7 protein-coding genes and 1 pseudogene are annotated in these 19,778 nt (G+C 69.0%); 6 read left to right on the top strand and 2 right to left on the bottom strand.

The window, feature by feature from the left end; translation table 11 throughout:
* Position 1: 1 nt before the first annotated feature.
* Positions 2-1,063, bottom strand: a complete 1,062-nt coding sequence (locus IW248_RS03785; RefSeq protein ID WP_196925662.1) for an NAD-dependent epimerase/dehydratase family protein — start codon at positions 1,061-1,063, stop codon at positions 2-4.
* Between the two features lie 116 nt (positions 1,064-1,179).
* Here IW248_RS03785 and IW248_RS03780 point away from each other — a divergent pair, with 116 nt between their 5' ends.
* The 4 genes from IW248_RS03780 (at position 1,180) to IW248_RS03765 (ending at position 4,425) form a co-directional block, all read left to right on the top strand.
* A complete protein-coding gene (locus IW248_RS03780; RefSeq protein WP_196925661.1) occupies positions 1,180-2,547 on the top strand; it encodes a molybdopterin-dependent oxidoreductase in 1,368 nt (455 codons plus the stop codon).
* Complete coding sequence (locus tag IW248_RS03775; RefSeq protein ID WP_196925660.1) at positions 2,540-3,082, top strand: hypothetical protein; 543 nt, start codon at positions 2,540-2,542, stop codon at positions 3,080-3,082. The genes IW248_RS03780 and IW248_RS03775 overlap by 8 nt, the downstream gene beginning before the upstream one ends.
* Positions 3,083-3,123: 41 nt before the next feature.
* Positions 3,124-3,942, top strand: a complete 819-nt coding sequence (locus tag IW248_RS03770; protein WP_231396165.1) for an S-methyl-5'-thioadenosine phosphorylase — start codon at positions 3,124-3,126, stop codon at positions 3,940-3,942.
* Between the two features lie 267 nt (positions 3,943-4,209).
* Positions 4,210-4,425, top strand: coding sequence for a hypothetical protein (locus tag IW248_RS03765; RefSeq protein ID WP_196925659.1), 216 nt, complete (start codon positions 4,210-4,212; stop codon positions 4,423-4,425).
* Between the two features lie 756 nt (positions 4,426-5,181).
* Here IW248_RS03765 and IW248_RS03760 read toward each other — a convergent pair.
* The gene (locus IW248_RS03760; RefSeq protein ID WP_196925658.1) at positions 5,182-6,477 is read right to left on the bottom strand and encodes an NAD(P)/FAD-dependent oxidoreductase; all 1,296 of its coding nucleotides are present in this window, start codon (positions 6,475-6,477) and stop codon (positions 5,182-5,184) included.
* A 448-nt stretch (positions 6,478-6,925) separates the two neighbouring features.
* Here IW248_RS03760 and IW248_RS32835 point away from each other — a divergent pair.
* A pseudogene (locus IW248_RS32835) lies at positions 6,926-7,063 on the top strand (IS5/IS1182 family transposase); the annotation flags it as partial.
* Between the two features lie 231 nt (positions 7,064-7,294).
* Positions 7,295-19,726 (top strand): non-ribosomal peptide synthetase/type I polyketide synthase, encoded by a 12,432-nt coding sequence (locus IW248_RS03755; RefSeq protein ID WP_196925657.1) that lies wholly within the window; start codon positions 7,295-7,297, stop codon positions 19,724-19,726.
* Positions 19,727-19,778: the final 52 nt, after the last annotated feature.

Here is a 19,778-nt window from a genome sequence, read left to right as displayed (position 1 = left end):
CTCAGACGGTGAGGGCGGCCGGTTCCCGGAGCGGATCGGTGGCGAAGGCGGCTACGCCCTCGGAGAACCCGACCCGGGCGGTGTAGCCGAGCAGCTCCGCCGCCCGCCGGGGGTCGGCGACCACGTGTCGGACGTCGGCCGCCCGGCCGCCACCGGCGATCAGCGGCGCCGGCCCGGCCATCGCCTCGGCGAGAGCCACGGCCAGCTCACCCACGGTGTGCGGCTCACCGGAGCAGATGTTGACCGGCACGAGGCCCCGCGGTGGCAAAGCGGTCAACGCCAGCAGGTTGGCCCGGGCGACGTCGGTGACGTGGACGAAGTCGCGGCGCTGCCGGCCGTCCTCCAGCACAGTTGGCGGCTGACCCGCCGCCAGCGCGGACCGAAAAAGCGAGGCCACACCCGCGTACGGGGTGTCCCGGGGCATCCGGGGACCGTAGACGTTGTGGTAGCGCAGTGCCCAGACGCTCCCGCCGGTCTGCCGCGCCCACGCGGCGGCGAGGTGTTCCTGGGCGAGCTTGGTGGCCGCGTACGTGCTTCTCGGCTCGAGTAGCGCGTCCTCGGGCACCAGAGCGGGCGAGAGGGTGCCCGTGCAGTCTGGGCAGGTTGGCTCGTACCGGCCGGCGGCCAGGTCGGCGGCGCTGCGAGCGGCGGGCCGCACGGTGCCGTGCGTCGCGCAGACGTACCGACCTTCGCCGTAGACAACCATCGAGCTGGCCAGCACCAGCCGGGTCACACCGGCCCGGTGCATCGCGGCGAGCAGCACCGCCGTGGCGTAGTCGTTGTGGCGGACGTAGTCGGGTGCGTCGGACGGATTCAGCCCGTGCCCCACCATCGCCGCCTGGTGACACACCGCGTCCACGCCGGCCAGAAGCTGGTCCAGCAGAGCGGCGTCCCGCACGTCACCGACCACCGGGTCGTGCCGGCGGGACCACTCGGGGAGTTCCCCGCCATGTGCCTGAGGCAGCAGCGCGTCGAGCGCCACCAGATCGTGGCCCTCGGCGACGAGCAGGTCGGCGATCTGCGATCCGATGAAACCGGCCGCGCCGGTGAGCAGTACCCGCATCCCGGTGACCGTAGACCGCACTCGGCCGCGGCGAGGTCACTTCACCCGCCTTGCCAGGCGATCGGTATCGCCGAATGCACCAGATCGGGCACCTGTGGCGTCTAGCGTCCCGGGGTATGGGTGTGACGGACCGACCGACGGGTTTCCCGCAGCGGTGGTGGCGTGCCCTTGAACGGCACCCTCCACCAGTCCCCGGCCTGGCCGGGGATCGCTGGCGCAGCCCGCTGCGCGGTCCGTGGCTCACTGCCGTTTACGGTGTTGTGCTCCTCGTCGGGCTGCCGCTGGTGATCATCACCGGGCTGCTCGACTACGCCGCCTACGGTCCGCAGTTCGATCAGGCCCTGCCCAGCGAGGTGGGCTGGTTACGGCTGCCGCCGTTCGACTGGCCGACTCGGCCGTCCTGGCTGTTCCGGGTCACCCAGGGGCTGCACGTGACGCTCGGCATCATCCTGATCCCCGTGGTGCTGGCGAAGCTGTGGTCGGTGATTCCGAAGCTCTTCAGCTGGCCACCGGCCCGCTCCCTGGCCCAGGTGCTCGAGCGGCTGTCCCTGCTGCTGCTGGTCGGCGGCATCCTGTTCGAGATCGCGACCGGCCTGCTCAACATCCAGTACGCGTACCTGTTCGGCTTCGACTTCTACACCGCGCACTACTTCGGAGCCTGGGTCTTCATCGCGGCGTTCGTGGCACACGTGACGCTGAAGCTGCCCCGGATGGTCAGCGTACTCCGATCCCGGCCGGCCCTGCGGGACCGCAACCCACCCGGGCAGAGCGAGCCGCTGCGGGCCGAGCTGCGTACCCCGCTGGCCGTTACCGGACCCGAGCCACCCGATCCGGACGACCTGGTGGCAACCGCACCCGGCGCGCCGACGATGAGCCGACGCGGCGCGATCGCCCTGGTCGGTAGCCTGTCCCTGCTGCTCGGCGCCCTCACGATCGGGCAGAGCCTGGACGGGCGCTGGCGCCGCACCGCGCTGCTGCTGCCCCGCGGACGTCAGCCCGGCACCGGACCGAACGGCTTCCCCATCAACCGCACCGCCGTCGCGGCAGGCATCCAACCGGACGAGACCGGGCAACGATGGCGGTTGACCGTGCGGAGCGGCGATCGCCTCGTCACCCTCGACCGCCCCCGCCTGCTCGCCATGGGCCAGCACACCGCCCGCCTGCCGATCGCCTGCGTGGAGGGGTGGTCGACGCGACAAACCTGGTCAGGCGTACGACTGCGTGACCTCGCCGCCCTGGCCGGTGTGGACGATCCGGCGTCGGCGCAGGTGCGATCACTGGAGAAGGCCGGGTTGTTCAACCACGCGATCCTCCAGGCCAACCAGGTCCTCGACGCCGACTCGCTGCTCGCGCTGCGGGTCAACGGTGTCGACCTCTCGGCCGACCACGGCTTCCCCGCCCGGGTGATCGTCCCCGCCCTGCCCGGCGTGCACTGCACGAAATGGGTCACCGAGATCACCTTCCGGACCGGCGCCGATGGGTAGGCCTCTCCCCCGACTCCGAGCGGCCTACGGATCGTCCCCACAGCACCTGGTCGCCATGATCGCCTGTTTCACCCTCGCCGGTTGGGTCGCGCTCCGCATCGCCGACGAGGCCACGGCTGGCCGGATGCTGCTCTGGTTCGTCGGGGCGGCCATCGCCCACGACCTCGTCCTCTTTCCGATCTACGCGTCGGCCGACCGGTTGCTCCGCGGCGCGCTCGGGCGCTCCGGCAAGCGGGGGACGGATGGGCCCGCCGCACACCACCCGATGCCGGGCCGCGCCGGGCGGGCGGCGTCGGGGCCCTCGACGCTGAACCACATCCGGGTGCCGGCACTCGCCACCGGGCTGCTGTTCCTGGTGTATCTCCCCGGCATCCTTCGGCAGGGCCGGGAAACCTATCTCGCCGCCACCGGTCAGAACCAGCATCCGTACCTGGCCCGATGGCTGGCCATCACCGCCACGCTGTTCCTGGTCAGCGGCGTTTGGTACTTGATACGGCAGATCCGCTGGCGACGGATCGCCGGATCGACACGTTGAACGGGTGATGTCCCGGCGCTGTCTCCAGGAAGGCACGAGCATTGACCAGGTACGCGGAACCGCCCCGGGCCGACGTGGGAGTGATCGGTGGCAGTGGCCTCTATCAACTGGTGGCCGGTGGCACCGCGGTCGAAGTCTCCACCCCGTACGGCCGCCCCTCCGACCCGGTCACCGTCGGCCAGGTCGATGGCCGGACGGTGGCGTTCCTGCCGCGGCACGGCGCCGACCACCGGTTCCCCCCGCACCGCATCAACTATCGGGCCAACCTCTGGGCACTGCGCGCGCTCGGGGTACGCCAGATACTCGCACCCTGCGCCGTCGGATCACTCACCACGGCACTGGCCCCCGGTACGCTCGTCCTCCCCGACCAGATGGTCGACCGGACCAGCGGACGAGCCTGCACCTACTTCGACGACGGTGCGGTCCACACGTCGTTCGCCGACCCGTACTGCCCGAACGGGCGCGCGACCGTCGTCGCCGCCGCCCGCGAGATCGGGGTCGAACCCGTCGTGGGCGCCACGATGGTGGTCGTGGAAGGACCGCGCTTCTCCACGCGGGCGGAGTCCCAGTGGTACGCCCGCCAGGGCTGGCAGCTGATCAACATGACCGGGCACCCAGAAGCGACCCTCGCCCGTGAACTGGAGCTGTGCTACACCCCCATCGCCCTGGTCACCGACCTCGACGCCGGAGTCGACGCGGCCGACGCAGTCAGCCACGCAGAGGTACTCCGCATCTTCGCCGTGAACGTCGAGCGACTACGCGAGGTGCTCTACCAGGCGGTTCCGGCGCTGCCCGAGCCGTCCAACTGCGCCTGTGCGCGGGGTCACCAGGACGTGCCGCTCCCGATCACACTGCCCTGACACCCTGTGGAGATGGTCGGGATCACCTCCGTTCGAATAGACCTGCCGCGCGGCCGGTGCGGATGCGGTCGTGGCACGCCAACAACACTGTGATGCGGGGCGGATCGTCAACAAGCCGGATCCGTCGGAATTCCGAACCGATGCCCGCACGGCAACACCTGCACCCGACCCACCTCGTCGAGACGACAGAAAACCCTCTACATCCGGGAGGACCATCTCCTGGACAGGATTCGACACGACAGCTACCTCTGTCGGCACCACCCCGCAATGCGCGACCAGGATCCCGACAGCGTCGCGGGCTACCTGCGGCTCAACAACATGATCATCGTGTGCGACCACGACGCCTGGACCATCGAGACCGACACGGCGGTCTTCCCGCTCACCGCCCCGACGAGCGTCCTGACCCGCACAGCAAAAATCCCCGTCCAACGGGACGGGGATCGCTCGAAACGCGAAGAGAAATCACGCTTCGTGGGGAAATAATGTGTCCGAGATTCGAACTCTTGTACGTATCATCTGTGCTCCATTACGGGTGCACATGCTCATAGATTACGGCACGTTCAGGGTTGGCTCAACCTCGCGCGCCCACTACCGGGCGTGAGCATGAATCGAAGTCGGGCCGCGTATGGTCCAATCTTGCCAGCCAGCTGGCTCGGTTATCGACCGACCGAAATGAACGTGCAGGCATCAAGCTTGAGCGCCACCGCAGGGGTCCTGGTGAGTTTCAGTCGGCCGGCGTTGACGGCAACCCGTACCGCTCGCGTTCTTCGGTAGTGAGCGCACGAGGTTCACCGCCCTCGTCGAATTCTGAAGTTCACCACAACCGCGCGCAGCGCCAGAGCATCCAGCGCCGATCAGCGCGATGCAACGCGGTGCTCCTGCAACGCGCGGATCTGCGCTCGCACCGCCACGGCGAGGTTTGGTTCCGGATGAGTCGCCCGACCGCTGCAGTGTCGGAGCTGGGGTAGACAGTCATGGCGACGCCATGCACCGCTTCGCGCGGAGTCCAGCCAATTACCTGCACCGATTGCTGGACACCGCAGGACGATTGCGGGCTCCCGGGTCACCGGAGGCATCCCTTGTCGACCCCGGGGCCCCGGTAGTGGAGGCCGTCCGTGACCTGACGGATGGTTTGGGAGCGGATGCCGTCCTCAAGTGCGTTGGCACTGAGCAGGCACTCGAAGCGATGCGAGCTCACCTCGTGTCGAGCAACCCCCCTTGAGCTGTCCAGAGGCGACATCAGCAGAGACCGAACGGTGGCTTCAGGAATCCGGGTCGCTCTCCGACGTGCTCGTCCTTCTGCAACAGCGGGGTGAATGTCTCCTGCGGGATCGAACTGTCCCACGTTTCACCGCAGAGCACCCGCGCGGCCAGTCTACCGATTTCGTCCGATCCGCGGGCGCCGTGCCCGTTGCCGCCCACCGCCACCGTGATGGTCGGGTCACCGTTCAGATGGCCGATGTACGGGTAGCGCGAGGGCGTCTTCTCGATGATGCACCCGGAGAAGCGCACCGACACGGGTTCGAGGGCCGGCACCAAGAGGTTCATCATTCTGGTCAGTGACGCCGTCTGGCGGGCCGTAGGCTCCTGCCGGGCGTACCAGTCCACCATATCGTTGACGGTGCGGAGTTCTTCGACGTAGGGCTGCATGCCCGGGCCGATACGCATGTACCACTTGCCGTCCGGATACTGGACCGGCGGCACCAGGTAGAGCGACAGATTGGCGTCACCGAGGTCGTCCGGGTCGACCGTCACCACCGGCGGAACGTGGCGCAGCTGCTCCAACTGGCTGTCACTCACCTCGAACAGCAGGTTCGGCTCGCTGAAGGCGTGCAGGGCGAGACGCGTTCCGGCGGGAAGCACGTTGTTGTGGTTGGTGAAGGCGCCTGCGGCGATGAGGATCCGGTGCGCGTGTACCGTCGAGGTTGTGTCACCGTCCTGGATACTGATCTGCCAGGTTCCATCCGCGTCCTTGCCGACCATCGTGACGGCGGCGCGTAGCAAGCGTGCGCCAGCGGCCTGGGCGAGCGACAGTTGGGCCTGCACCAAACGCCTCGGGTTCAGGTAGCCGGCCTGTTTGCGTTCGAGCAGCCCTTCGACGCCGCCGGAGATGGGTAGGATGCCGAGCGCGGGCAACGCGGCGCGCAGGGCGGGCTCCGACAGGCGGTCCAGCTCGATGCCCTCGACCGCGCACTGCGCGACGATCGCATCGGTGCGGTGCGCAATGGACCGGGCCAGGAGAACCAGCGATCCGCATTCGTGGAAGAAACCGATGCCAGACTCGGCCTCGATGTCGCGGAACCGCTCCAGCGAGCGCGAGTCGGTAGTGCCCCACACTGGATCCCAACCCAACCGGCGGGTGATGCGTGCCTCGTCGAAGTATGCGCCGAAGGCATGCCGGCTCGCCGGGGCACCGGCCTCTGGCTCGGCCGGCCCAATCACCAGCGCTCGGGCACCGGAGCGACTGAGGTGTTTGGCTGCTGCCGCACCGAACATGCCGGCGCCAATGACCACCACTTCCAGAATCTCGGACATATTCCTCCGACTCGCTCGTCCGGTTCCACCGGACTCGGCCGTCGTTCAAACCGTCGCGGGGCGCGGCGGCCGAGCCGCTGGGGTCATCTCCGGGGCCACTTGGACAGCCGGCTTCATCGGCGGCCGTTGAGGAGGCTACGAGATCCACCCTCGGCGCGCTGCATCGGCCCGGAGCCCGGTACATCATGACCCCGCCCGATTTCCTTCTCCGGCCGACAATCGTGGTCGGTGCTGGACAGGCGAGCCACTCAGTGGTCAAAGACTCCACGGCGGACCGATCCGCTGACGCCCACCGCCGAGATGGCGCACTGATAACCGCACTTCGATCGGGAATTCAGACACCGAGGCTATGGCGGTGATCACATTTATCTCGACGCGCATCGGGGCGAACTGCTAAAGGATGTCTCCTAACCCTGGGGCTTCTGTCCATTGGGGACGCTGGGGCAGGATGCCTGCGGTGCAGGTGCTCACGGCAGCCGCTCGGAGTGGATTCTTTTCGTTCACCGGGTTGCAGCCCACCCAATTCCGCCAGCTGGTTCGGCTGGTCGCCGAGCGCGGCGGGGACGGTGTCGCCGACGGCCGGCCGGTCATTGCCGACGGCGGCTACCGCGGCGACTCCACCCCTGGCAACGCCCTCACCCACCTAGAGAGAAGTCCCTTAGCAGACATCCGTTGGGAGTGTCTGAACAGGGCCGGCTAATGCCTGGCGAGGCGGAGCCAGGCTGAGGACGGCACGGCAAACGGGACAGTCCATTTAGGTCGCCAGGTATATATTGGCATAGTCCTGAGCGCCCGAGGAAAGCAGTCAGTTCTCCTGATGAACCAAGCGCAGCACTATCCCGCCTCCTACGAACAGGACCGGTCTTACGTCCTCGAGCAGCTGGTAGGGGGGTCGATGACGCTGTGCTCACACAGGGCGTTTGTCGTGTCCGGCCACTTACGGGATGACGTGGTGCGCCGCAAGTGCCGGGCGCTGAGCAACCGGCACGACATTCTCAGAACCGAACTCTGCGTTACGAGGGACGGCCTCGTCCAGCGGGTCCGTGACGAGATCGAGCCGGAAGTCTCAACGATTGACGTCTCCGGCGATCCGGCGCCCGACGCGCGTGCGCGGCAGCTCGTTGAGTCGTTCCTGAGCCGTCCGTTCGAATTAGGGGTCGCTCCATTGTGGCGCACGCTGCTGGTGGCCACTAGCGAGGATCGCCACGTGCTGGTTGTGGCCATGCACACGGCCGCCGCGGACGCTGAGACGCTCGCGCTGGTCTGCCGGGAGCTACTCGGCCACGGGGTGGACGCATCCGACGGCCAGGACGGGGCCACCGCAGTGGCGACGCGGCAGTATCGCGAGCACGCGATGCGGCAGCGATCGATCGATGCCGGGACCCTCCAGCGCCAGGAGGAGTACTGGTCGACGTTGCTGTCCGGTGAACCACAGCCGGCCGAACTGCCCGCGTTTGTTCCCCGAGCGGCAGATTCCGACCTTCGGCACCGGGCGTTGCGGATCCCGCTGCCGCCAGACCTGGTCGAGCTACTTGAGCAGGCCGCGCGGTCCAGCGACAGCCCCGCCTCGACGGTCCTGACCGCGGCCTTCGCCGCTCTGCTCTACCGATACGGTGCCCGCGACGAAACGACGTTCTGCAGAGCCGTTTCGCAGGGCCGCCCGGGTGGTGAGGGGCCGGCCCTGGGCCCGTACCGAAATGTGGTGCCGCTTCGGTTAGCGATCACCGCCGGCACCACCTTCGAACAGGTGCTGGCGGAAACCCAAGGCCAGCTGGACCGGGCCGATCAGCACGGCGACTATCCGTACCAGCAATTGCTCCGCCATGCTCCGGCGACTTCCGACGCCGGGCCGTACGCCCTGTTTCCCTTGCTCTTCGACTGTGAACTGGACCTTGTCCCGGCGCTGTCGGCCGGCGAGGCAGGCATGCTGGCGGTCACCGACTACGACTTGGCGCCGGTCAGCGTCGGCCATGACGTACACGTCACCGCCCGGCGGCTCACCTCGGGTACCGTGATGGATTGGAGCTACCGCGCTGCGCTGTTCCCGGAGGATCAGATTACGCAGGTCGCGGGCCACTTTGTGCAGATGCTTTGGGCAGTGCTGCGGCATCCCGAGATGCCGGTCGCCACCGTGCCCTATCTCGGCCCGGATGAGCTGGACCGGGTCCGACAGCGCTGGAATACCCGGCGCACCCCGTACCGCCGGTGCGCCGTACACCAGCTCATCGTCGAACAGGCCGCCCGTACGCCGGACACGACCGCCGTTGAGTTCCGTGGTGAGCGCCTCAGCTATGCCGAGCTGGACCGGCGGGCGGATCTGCTCGCCTGGCGTCTGCTGGACGCCGGAGCGCGGCGGGACGACAGGGTGGGCCTCTGCCTGGACCGGTCGATCGAGCTGGTGGTCGCGGTCGTAGCGATCATGAAAGCGGGCTGCGCCGTGGTCCCGCTGGACGCGGCATACCCGGCGGACCGGCTGGACTTCATGCTGCGTGACGCCGGAGTGCGCGTGGTCGTCACGGACCATGCCGCACTGCTGGAACGCAGGCCGGCGGTGGCGGCCCTTTTCGCCCCGCTGACCAAGGTGTCGGCCGACGCGAACTCCGACGCTGGCCCCGGACGGCCGCTGCCCGAGGTTAACCATGACACCATCGCCTACTGCATCTATACCTCTGGATCAACCGGGCTGCCGAAGGGTGTTCTGGTCGCGCACTCCGCCCTGGCCAACCTCGTCTCATGGCATCGCGCCGCCTGGCTGTCGGAGGTCGGCACGCGCACGCTGCTGTACTCGCCCATCAGCTTCGATGTCTCCTTCCACGAGATTCTCGCGGGCCTGTGCATGGGCGCCACCCTGATCCAGGTCGACGAGGACACCCGGTGCAATCCGATGGCGCTGCTCGCCTTCGCGCACCAGGAACGGGTGGCTAAGTGGTACATGCCATTCGTGGCGCTGCAACAGGCTGCGCAGGCCGCGCAGACTGGTGCCGTCCCGGAGCACCTGCGAGAGCTCATCGTCGGAGGGGAGGTGTTGCGCATCACCCCCGAGATCCGCGATTTCGCCGCGCGGACCGGCTGCGTGATCCACAACCACTACGGCTCCACCGAGTGCATTGACGTAGCGACGCACACGCTGTCGGGCGACCCGAGCCGCTGGCCGGCGATCGCACCGATCGGCACCGCCAACGTCAACAACATGAACCTGTTCATTCTGGACGAGGCTCGGCAGTTGGTGCCGATCGGCATCGTCGGTGAGCTGTACGCGGAGGGCGACTGCCTCGCCGCGCGTTACCACCGCCGCCCGGAACTCACCGCCGAGCGGTTCGTCGCCAGCCCGTTTGGCGTACAGGGCGCGCGCCTCTACCGGCTCGGCGACGTCGGCCGCTACTTGCCGGACGGCACGATCGAGTGCTTGGGCCGCGCCGACAACCAGACCAAGATTCGCGGTTTCCGGGTGGAACCCACTGAGGTGGAAGCGGTCCTGGCGGAGCATCATGCGGTCTCCGAATGCGTCGTCACCACGAAGGTCAACGACCGACGGCAGACGCGGCTGGTGGCCTATGTGACGCCAGAGGATGCTGTGGAGCGCGTCGGCCTGATCGATGCATTGCGCAGTCACCTGGCGGGGCGGCTGCCCGACTACATGCGGCCCACCAGCTATGTGCTGCTCGACTCGCTGCCTCTCACGCCGAGCGGCAAGCTCGACGTCCGAGGGCTTCCCGAACCGGTCACCGCAGAGCCGGACGCCACGGCGGTCGCCGCTGCGGACAGCACGGGCATCGTCGCGCGCATCTGGGCCGAACTGCTCGACGTGTCCGAGGTGCCGTCCAACAAGACCTTTTTCGAGCTAGGCGGCGACTCCATCTCGCTGGTGCTCGCGCACCAGCAGATCAGCGCTGTCCTGCGGCGCAGCATCCCGATCGACGCGCTGTTTCGATACCCGACGGTGGCCGAACTCACCCGCTTCCTGGGTGAGGCGCCGGACGTCACCGACGGCGAGCCGGCCGCAGAAGCGCCCCTCCCGGAGCCCGCTGGCTCCGACCGGGATGTGGCGATCGTCGGCATGGCATGCCGGGTACCCGGTGCTGCGGACGTCGATCAGTTCTGGCGCCATTTGTGCGACGGGGTCGAATCCGTCACCCGGTTGCGGGACGCGCAGATCCACCGGCTGGAGCCGGACCAGACCGAGGATCCGCGTTTTGTGCCGGCAGCCGCCCTGCTCGCTGACACGGACCTGTTCGACGCGGCGTTTTTTGGCTACAGCGCGGCCGAGGCGGCTGTGATCGACCCGCAGCAGCGATTGTTCCTGGAGTGCGCCTGGGAGGCGGTCGAGGACTCCGGCCTGGACACCAGCCGCCATCGGGTCGGCGTGTGGGCGGGGGCGAGTCTCAACACCTATCTGATCAACAATGTGCTTCCGGCCAAGCTAGGCGATCGAACGTTCCTCAGCCACCGGCACTTCGCCGAGGCGACGGAGCTGCGCATCGAACAGGGCAACGCGAGTGACCACCTGCCAACCCGGGTCGCGTTCAAGCTCGACCTGCGGGGTCCGAGTGTGAACGTGCAGACCACCTGCTCCACGTCGTTGGTCGCGGTCCATGCGGCAGTACAGGCTCTGCTCGCCGGCGACTGTGACGTGGCTCTCGCGGGGGGCGTCTCGATCATCACGCCGCAGAACACCGGCTACCTGTGGCGCGAGGGCATGATGGTTTCCTCCGACGGCCATTGCCGGGCCTTCGACGCCGATGCCGACGGTACCGTCTTCGGCAACGGTCTCGGGGTGGTCGTACTCAAACGGCTGTCTACCGCGCTCGCCGACGGCGACCGTGTCTACGCGGTCGTCAAGGGCTCCGCGGTCAACAATGACGGCGCCGGCAAGATGGACTATTCCGGGCCGAGCGTGGCGGCCCAGACCGAGGTCATCGTCCGAGCGCAGGAACGCGCCGGGGTACCGGCCGACACCATTTCGTACGTCGAGACGCACGGCACCGGGACCCGGTTGGGCGATCCGATCGAGATCGCCGGGCTCACCGAGGCGTTCCGTCGTGGCCGGGCCCGCGATGGGCAGTTCTGCGCGATCGGCTCGGTCAAGACCAACATCGGGCATCTCGACGAGGCGGCCGGCGTGCTCGGCCTGATCAAGACGGCGCTCAGCCTGCATCACGGTCAACTGCCGCCCAGCCTGCACTTCCGTTCGCCCAATCCGCTGGCAGGACTGGCCGAGAGCCCGTTCTTCGTCAACACCGAGCTGAGGGCGTGGCCAGCTGCCCAGGGACATCCCCGCCGGGCCGGCATCAGCTCGTTCGGCATGGGCGGCACCAACTGTCATGTGGTGATCGAGGAGGCGCCGCCCAGGCCGGGACGCCCCACCACCGGCATTGACCGGCGCAGCCACCTGCTGCCCGTGTCGGCGAAGACCGAGCCGGCGCTGCGCGCCAACCTGCAACGCCATCTGCGGCACCTCGATGGACGGGACACCTCGGACTTCGCCGATTTCTGCTACTCCGCCGCCACAGGGCGACGGCATTTCGACCACCGAATCGCCATCCAGGCTGCGGACATCGCCGACGCTCGGGCCCAGATCGCCGCGCTGCTGCAAGCTCCGGACATCGGCCGACCCGCGTCCTGCCCCTCGGATGAGCGGCCCCGGATCGCGTTCGCCTGCGCCGGGCAAGGCTCGCACTACCTCGGCATGGGCCGATCGCTCTACGACACCCAACCGGTCTTCCGCGCCGCTGTCGACCGCTGCGACGAGCTGCTCCGCCCAGAGCTGGGTCGTTCACTCACCGGCCTGCTGTACGGCGAGCAGCACGATCCCGCCTTCGACCGGACTGCGACGACCCAGCCGGCATTGTTCACCATCGGGTACGCGCTCAGCCAGCTCTGGCAGTCGTGGGGCGTCTCCCCCGACGTCCTGATCGGCCACAGCATCGGTGAGTACGTGGCCGCCTGTGTCGGTGGGGTGTTCAGTCTCGAGGACGCTGCGCGGCTCGTGGCGGCTCGGGGCAGGCTCATGCAGGCATTGCCCGAGGGCGGCGGGATGGCACAGATCGGCGCCGGTGTGGAGACGGTCAGGCGACATCTGACCGAGGCCGGCGGCAGTGTGGCGATCGCCGCCGTCAACGCTGCCGACCTCACCGTTTTGTCTGGGCCCCGGGAGGCGCTCGAGCAGGTGTGCCGCACGCTGCGGGCGGACGGGATCGAGGTCGTAGCGCTCAACGTGGACCGCGCCTTCCACTCTCCGCTGATGACTCCGATCCTCGACGAGTTCCGCGCGGTCGCTGAGACGGTCCGGTATGCCGCACCCAGCATCGACATCGTCTCGACAGTCACAGGGTCCGTGCTGGAAGCGGTTGAGATGAGCCACGCCGGGTATTGGGTCCGACACATCGTCGACCCGGTGCGCTTCAGTGACGCGGTGAGCCTGGTGGAACAGGGCGGGACCCGAATCTTCGTGGAGCTCGGCCCCAAGGCTGTTCTCAGCGCTTTGGGCCGGCGGCGGCCCGGGGCCCGAGGTTCGCAATGGCTACCGAGCATGACCCCGCGGGATGCGGACGCCGCGATCGCCGCCTACCGCCGACTGTACCTAACTGGCGTCCCCGTCGACTGGACGGGTTTCGACGCGCCCTTCGCCCGGCGCCGGGTGCCGGTGCCTACCTATGCTTTCCAGCGCGGACGGCACTGGCTGGATCCCCGCCCGGCCGGTTCTGCGGCGCACCCGCCGATGGTGGCCACCTCGCAGACCCGAGACGACCCCGGTCCGGCGGATACCGTCCAGATGCTGGTCAAGTCTTGGAGTCCGGTCGTGCTCGGCAGCGCGTCGGCCCCCGCGTCGCGTCGCGTCGCGGTGCTCGGCTCGGCCAGCAGGCTCACCGGCGTGCTCCGCGCCCGGGCCAAGGTCGTGGTGGAGACGGACGCGCTGGCGGGGTGCGACACGGTGGTCCTCGTGCTTGAGCCGGACGGGCCGGCGGCGCTACTCACCGCGGTACGGGACGTGCTTGAGCCGATCCTCGGCCGGGCCGAGGGCACGCGGCTGTGGCTGGTCGCACCGGAGCCCGGGACCGAAGCACCGCTGGGCCATGCCGGCATCGGTGCCCTGGCGCGCACTCTGAACGCCGAGCACGCGGAACTGCGGTCCACCGCTTTGACGATCCTCGGCGCGGACGATCCGGGCAACCTGGCGCAGGCGGCCGCGTTGGTCGAGGCCGGCGCGCCTGGTGAAGCGGATGAGCTGGTCATCGAGGCTGGGCTGGTACTGGACGGACGCCTGCGGACCCTGCACGACAGCCCCCTACCAGCCGGTCGGGCACTGCCGGTTCGCTCCGACGGGACCTACCTGATCACCGGAGGCACCGGTGGCCTGGGACTGCGGCTGGCTCTCGCCATGGCACAGTCGGGGCCGGCCAGGCTGGTTCTGGTCAGCCGGCGCGGCGAGCCGGATCAGCGGGACCGTCATGTCTGGATCGCTCTGCGAGCCACCGGCGTCGCCGTCGATGTCGTCCGGGCCGACGTCACCGACGCGGCGCGGATGCACTCCGTCCTCGACGACTGCGGCGCTGGCCTGCGGGGTGTTGTGCACTGCGCCGGATCTCTGCGCGACGGCCCGCTGTTGCGGCAGGGCGACGAGGTGCTCGCCACCGTCCTCCGACCCAAGGTCGATGGGGCGTGGCTGCTGCACGAGTTGACCCGCGACCGCACGCTCGACTTCTTCGTCCTCTCCTCCTCGCTGGCTTCGCTGCTGGGCTACCGAGGGCAGGCCGGCTACGCGGTGGCCAACGAGTTCCTCGACGAGCTCGCGCGACACCGACGGCGCCTCGGCCTGCCGGCGCTGAGTGTCAGCTGGGGAAGCTGGGCGGAGGCCGGGATGACCGCACGGCTATCGGAACGGCACCGCGCCCGGCTGATTGACGAAGGAGAACGGCCGATCACGGCCGAGGCCGCCGTACGGGCGCTGGCGACGCTGATCGCCGCCGAAGTCCCGCACGCGGCGGTGGCCAGCATGGACTGGGCCCGCTACGCCGCCACCCAGCGGACCACTCCCATGATCGCGGAGTTCGCGCCGGACAACTTCCCTGCGCCACCGGAAGCCGGCGCCTCGTCCATCGCCGGGACGCTACGGGCATTGCCGCCGGACCGAGCCCGCGCCCTGCTGCGCCACACCGTCATGGCCACGATTCAGCGGCTGCTCGGAGGCGGGGAAGCCGAACTCGATGCCACGCAGGGCTTCGTCGAGCTCGGCGTCGACTCCCTCGGAGCGCTGGATCTGCGCGCTCGGCTGCAGGAGAAGCTCGGCTGCCGGCTGCCCGCTACGGTGATCTTCGAACGCCCGTCGCCGGACGAGCTCGTGCGGTACCTCGGCGAACGGCACTTTGCCGCCGACATCGAGGCGGTGCCGGCGGCGGGCTCCACCGCTGCCCCCGGGACACTGCGGCCGGAGATCGCCCCCGTACCGGCCAATCCCCCCGTCGCGATCATCGGCATGTCCTGCCGCCTGCCCGGCGCTGACTCGCCGGGCGACTTGTGGGAGCTGCTGATCGAGGGTCGCGACGCGGTGCGCGAGATTCCGGACCAACGCTGGGCGCTCGACCACTGGTACGACGAGTCGGCTGAGACCCCCGGCAAGATGTACGTGCGCCGGGCGGGGCTGATCGACGAGGCGGACTGCTTCGATCCCGCCTTCTTCGGTATCTCGCCGCGTGAGGCGGCGAGCATGGACCCACGCCATCGCCTGCTGCTGGAAAGTGCCTGGAGCGTCGTGGAGAGCGCCGGCATCGACCCGTCCACCCTGCGCGGCACCGACACCGGCGTCTATCTGGGCTGCGACGAGTTCCTCAACGACTATCTACGGCAGGCCGACGGACACCTGGGCAACGAGCCGTACCTGGCGACCGGGACGACGCTGAGCTTCACCGCGGGTCGAATATCGTACAAGCTCGGCCTACACGGCCCGAGCATCGTGACCGCCACCGCCTGCTCCTCGTCGCTGGTGGCCCTGCACTCCGCAGTGCGGGCCATTCGCCAGGACGAGTGCGGCGTGGCCATCGTCGGCGGAGCCAAGCTGATGCTCGCGCCGGAGGAGACCGTACAGCTCTGCCGGCTGTCGGCGCTCTCGCCCGACGGGGTTTCCAAGGCCTTCTCCGCCGAGGCCGACGGCTTCGGCCGTGGCGAGGGCGTGGTGACGCTGCTCATCAAGCGGTTGGACCGGGCGGTCGCCGACGGTGACCCGGTGTACGCGGTAATCCGTGGCAGTGCGGTCAACCACGACGGCCCGAGCGCGGGCCTGACGGTGCCGAACGGCGGCGCTCAGGCGCGGTTGATCGTCAAGGCGCTCGCGGACGCCGGGATGTCCCCGGCCGACGTGACCTATCTGGAGACCCATGGCACCGGCACCCAGCTCGGGGATCCGATCGAGGTGAACGCCCTCGGGGACGTCTTCCGGCAGCGTGACTCCCCGCTGCTGCTGGGGTCGGTCAAGGCCAACATCGGCCACCTGGAGGAGGCGTCCGGCCTCGCGGGCGTGGTCAAGGCTGTGCTGGCGCTGCAGCACGGCGTCATTCCCCCGCAGATTCATTGCGCCGAGCTCAATCACAACGTCGACTGGTCGAGCCTGCCGGTCGCGGTGCCTCGCAACACGACCGCGTGGCCGGCCGGAAGGCCGCGGACCGCCGGGGTGAGTTCGTTCGGGATGAGCGGCACGAACGCTCACGTCTTGCTGGAGTCGTACCAGCAGCCGCCGGCGCCGGCGGCTGCGTACTCCGCACCGTTCGTGTTTCCCTTCTCCGCCCGCGACGATGCCGACCTGGCCGCCCTGCTGTCCCGGTTCGCCGATGCGCTGCCGACGCTCCACGACCCCGCCGGGGTGGCCTGGACTTTGCAGAGTGGGCGCCAGCCGCAACGGCACCGGCTCGCCGTGGTCGCCGCCGACTTCACGGCGCTGCGCGAGTGCCTGACGCACCTGGACGGGCCCGGGGTGGTCCGAGGGCTGGCGAGAACGTCCGGCAGTGGCCCCGCCGAGATCGATGACATGCTCCGGCGGCGCGATCTGGCCGGGCTGGCCCGCGCCTGGTGCGAGGGCCAGGTTGTGGACTGGGCGGCGCTGTACGACGGCGAACCACCGGCTCGGACGGCACTTCCGACATACCCGTTCAAGCGAATGCGACTCTGGCTCGGTCCCGAAAGGACGGCGCCACCCCTGCGATCCGAGCCGGTCAGCGTCCGCGAGCCGGTTCCCACCGTCCCGGCGCCGCGGACCGCGCCCGACGACCGGCCCGACCTGCTGGAGGCCCTGCGCGAGCACGTCGCCGGCCTGCTCGGCATGCCCGGTGGGGATCTGTCGGCGACCGACAACATCGGCGATCTGGGCGCGGACTCGTTGACGTTCATGCGGCTCAGCCAGTTCATCCGGGACCGCCACCAGGTGGTGATCTCCTTCCAGGAGCTCACCGAGGAAGCCGACTCCCTGGTGGAATTGGCCCGGATGGTGGCGCAGCGGCTGCCGGCGTCCGGGGCTGTCACGGCTTCGCCGGCACGGGTCGAGTCCTCGTCGCCTGCCCGGGCCCCGGCTACGTATCCCGTCGAGCCGGAAGTCCCCCCGGCACCCGTGGCAACGGTGGCGGAGGCGCCGCAGAGCCCTCGGTCCAGCAGCGGCCCGAGCGGCCCGCAGCACGCCTCGCAGCCGACCGACACGCTTACCGAACGGCAGTCACGCTTTCTGACCGACCTGGTGGCCGCCTACTCGGCACGGACCGGGCGCTCGAAGGCCGCGGCCGAAGGCGACCGGGACGTACTGGCCAACTGCCGGATGCCGCCGTGGCAGGCGCTCTGCAAAGAGATGGCATACCCCGTCGTTGTCGACCGGTCGGCCGGGGCGCGCTTCTGGGACGTCGACGGCCGAGAGTACGTTGACATCTCGATGGGCTACGGGGTGCACCTGTTCGGCCATCAGCCGGATTTCGTCGTCAACGCCCTGCGCGACCAACTGGACCGCGGGCTTCACATCGGGCCGCAGACCGGTCAGTCAGGTCACGTCGCGCGTCTGCTCTGCGAGCTGACCGGCACCGACCGCGCGGTGTTCTGCAACTCCGGCACCGAGGCCGTGATGGCCGCGCTGCGCTTCGCCCGGGCCGCCACGGGGCGTACCCGGTTCGTCATGTTCGAGGGGTCCTACCACGGGTGGTCGGACAGCACGCTGGCATTGCCGGCCGGTGCCGACGGCGCGATCCCGATGACTCGAGGCATCGGCGCCGGCGCCATGAACGACGTGGTGGTGCTCGAGTACGGCGCCCCGGAGAGCCTTGACGCGATTCGCGCGCTCGGCCCGCAGCTCGCCGCCGTGCTCGTCGAGCCGGTGCAGAGCCGCCGGCCTGACCTCCAGCCGACCGGCTTCCTGCGTGAGCTGCGGGAGATCACCCAAGCGACGGGAACCGCGCTGATCTTCGACGAGGTGATCACGGGTTTCCGTGTCGGCCCGGGCGGCGCGCAGGCGTGGTGCGGGGTACGCGCCGACCTGGTGACGTACGGGAAAATTCTGGGCGGCGGCATGCCGATCGGCGCGGTGGCCGGGCGCGCGGAGTTCATGGACACCGTCGACGGCGGCGCCTGGAAGTACGGTGACAACTCCAGTCCGGCCGTGCCGACAACGTTCTTCGGCGGCACCTTCAACAAGAACCCGCTGACCATGGCGGCGGCCGAGGCCGTGCTCACCCACCTGCGCGACACTGGAGCGCAGCCGCAGCGTGAGCTGGCAGACCGGGTGACCCGCATGGCGCAGGAGTTCAACGACTTCTGCCAGGCCGAGGGCTTCCCGCTGCGGATGGTCCACTTCTCGTCGCTGTTCCGATTCATTGGCGAAGGCGAGTACAGCCTCCAGCGTTTCCCGCTCGCCATCGACCTGTTCTTCCACCTGATGGGGCTGCGTGGGATCTACGTCTTGGAGACTCGGGTCTGTTTCCTGTCGACCGCGCACACGCCTGACGACGTGCGGTTCGTCCTCGATACGGCGAAGGCTTGCCTTAGCACGTTGCGCGGCGCGGGCTTCTTCGCCCCGCCGGCCGACCCCGTGCCCGCTCCGCGCTCCGGGTTGTCCCGGCTCATCAACGACGCGCTCCCAGATCCCGTGCTGGTCCCCCCGAGTTCCGCGCCGGCGACCGAGGCCCGGCACGTGCTGCTCACCGGAGCCACCGGTTTCCTCGGTGCCTACCTGACCGCGGAACTGCTCCGGCACACCGAGGCCACGCTGCACTGCCTGGTCCGAGCGGACGACGAGCAGCACGCCCGTGACCGGGTGCTGGCGAACCTGCGGACATACGACTGCCTCGATAACCTTCAGACCGACCGTATCGTCGGCGTCGTCGGCGACATCGCCCGCCAGCGGCTCGGCCTCAGCGACCAGGTCTGGCAGCGGCTTGCCGATTCGATCGACGCGATCTACCACAACGGCGCGCAGGTGAACTCCCTGCTGCCGTACGAGAAGCTGCGCGCCGCCAACGTGGAGGGCACCCGGGAGTTGCTCCGACTCGCTGTCCAGGGACGGGCCAAGGCCTTCCATTACATCTCGTCCGACGCGGTGTTCGACGCCTACGGGTACCACCGCCAGGCCCGAATCTACGAGGACGAACCCCTCCGGCATTGCGACAGCCTCTACGGCGGCGGCTATGCCGAGTCGAAGTGGGTGGCGGACAAGTTGGTTGTGAACGCCCGCCAGGCCGGGCTCACAGCCAGCATCTATCGGCCCGGGATGCTCACCGGCGCACTGTCCGGCGGCTGCGGCCAGACCGGTGACTTCTTCGTCCGCTTCCTACGCGGCATCATCCAGCTGGGTATCTGCCCAGAACTGGACGCCATAGTGGACATCGCCCCGGTGGACCTGGTGTCCCGCACGATCGTCGGGATCTCGAAGGAGGCCGGCGGGCAGACCTATCACCTGACTCATCCGCAGCCGATCCCGTACGAGGAGTTCATCGATGCCGTCCGAGAGGCCGGCTACCAACTTGAGATGGTTCCGCTGCACGTCTGGGACGCCGAACTGGCCCGGATCAGCTACGAGGATGACAACCCCCTGTACCCGTTGCTGCCGTTGTTCATCGAGTCGTCCGACCCGGTGCTACGCCGCAGCCGGCTGGACGTGCGCAACACAACGGCGGGCGCACCCGAGCACGCGCCGCCGGACCTGCGCAAGCTCATCCCGATGTATGTGGAGCGGTTCCGCGAGGCCGGTTTGCTGACGCAGCCGAACCGGACCGGGTGGAGCGGCTGATGACTCCAGCCGACCAGGCAGAGACAGCGACCGCCGGTAACGCTGTCATCGA

Origin of the sequence: Micromonospora ureilytica, from assembly GCF_015751765.1 — a bacterium.
Lineage (GTDB): Bacteria > Actinomycetota > Actinomycetes > Mycobacteriales > Micromonosporaceae > Micromonospora > Micromonospora ureilytica.
The sequence above is the reverse complement of the archived record's forward strand: the minus strand, read 5'-3'. Positions and strand labels throughout refer to the sequence as shown.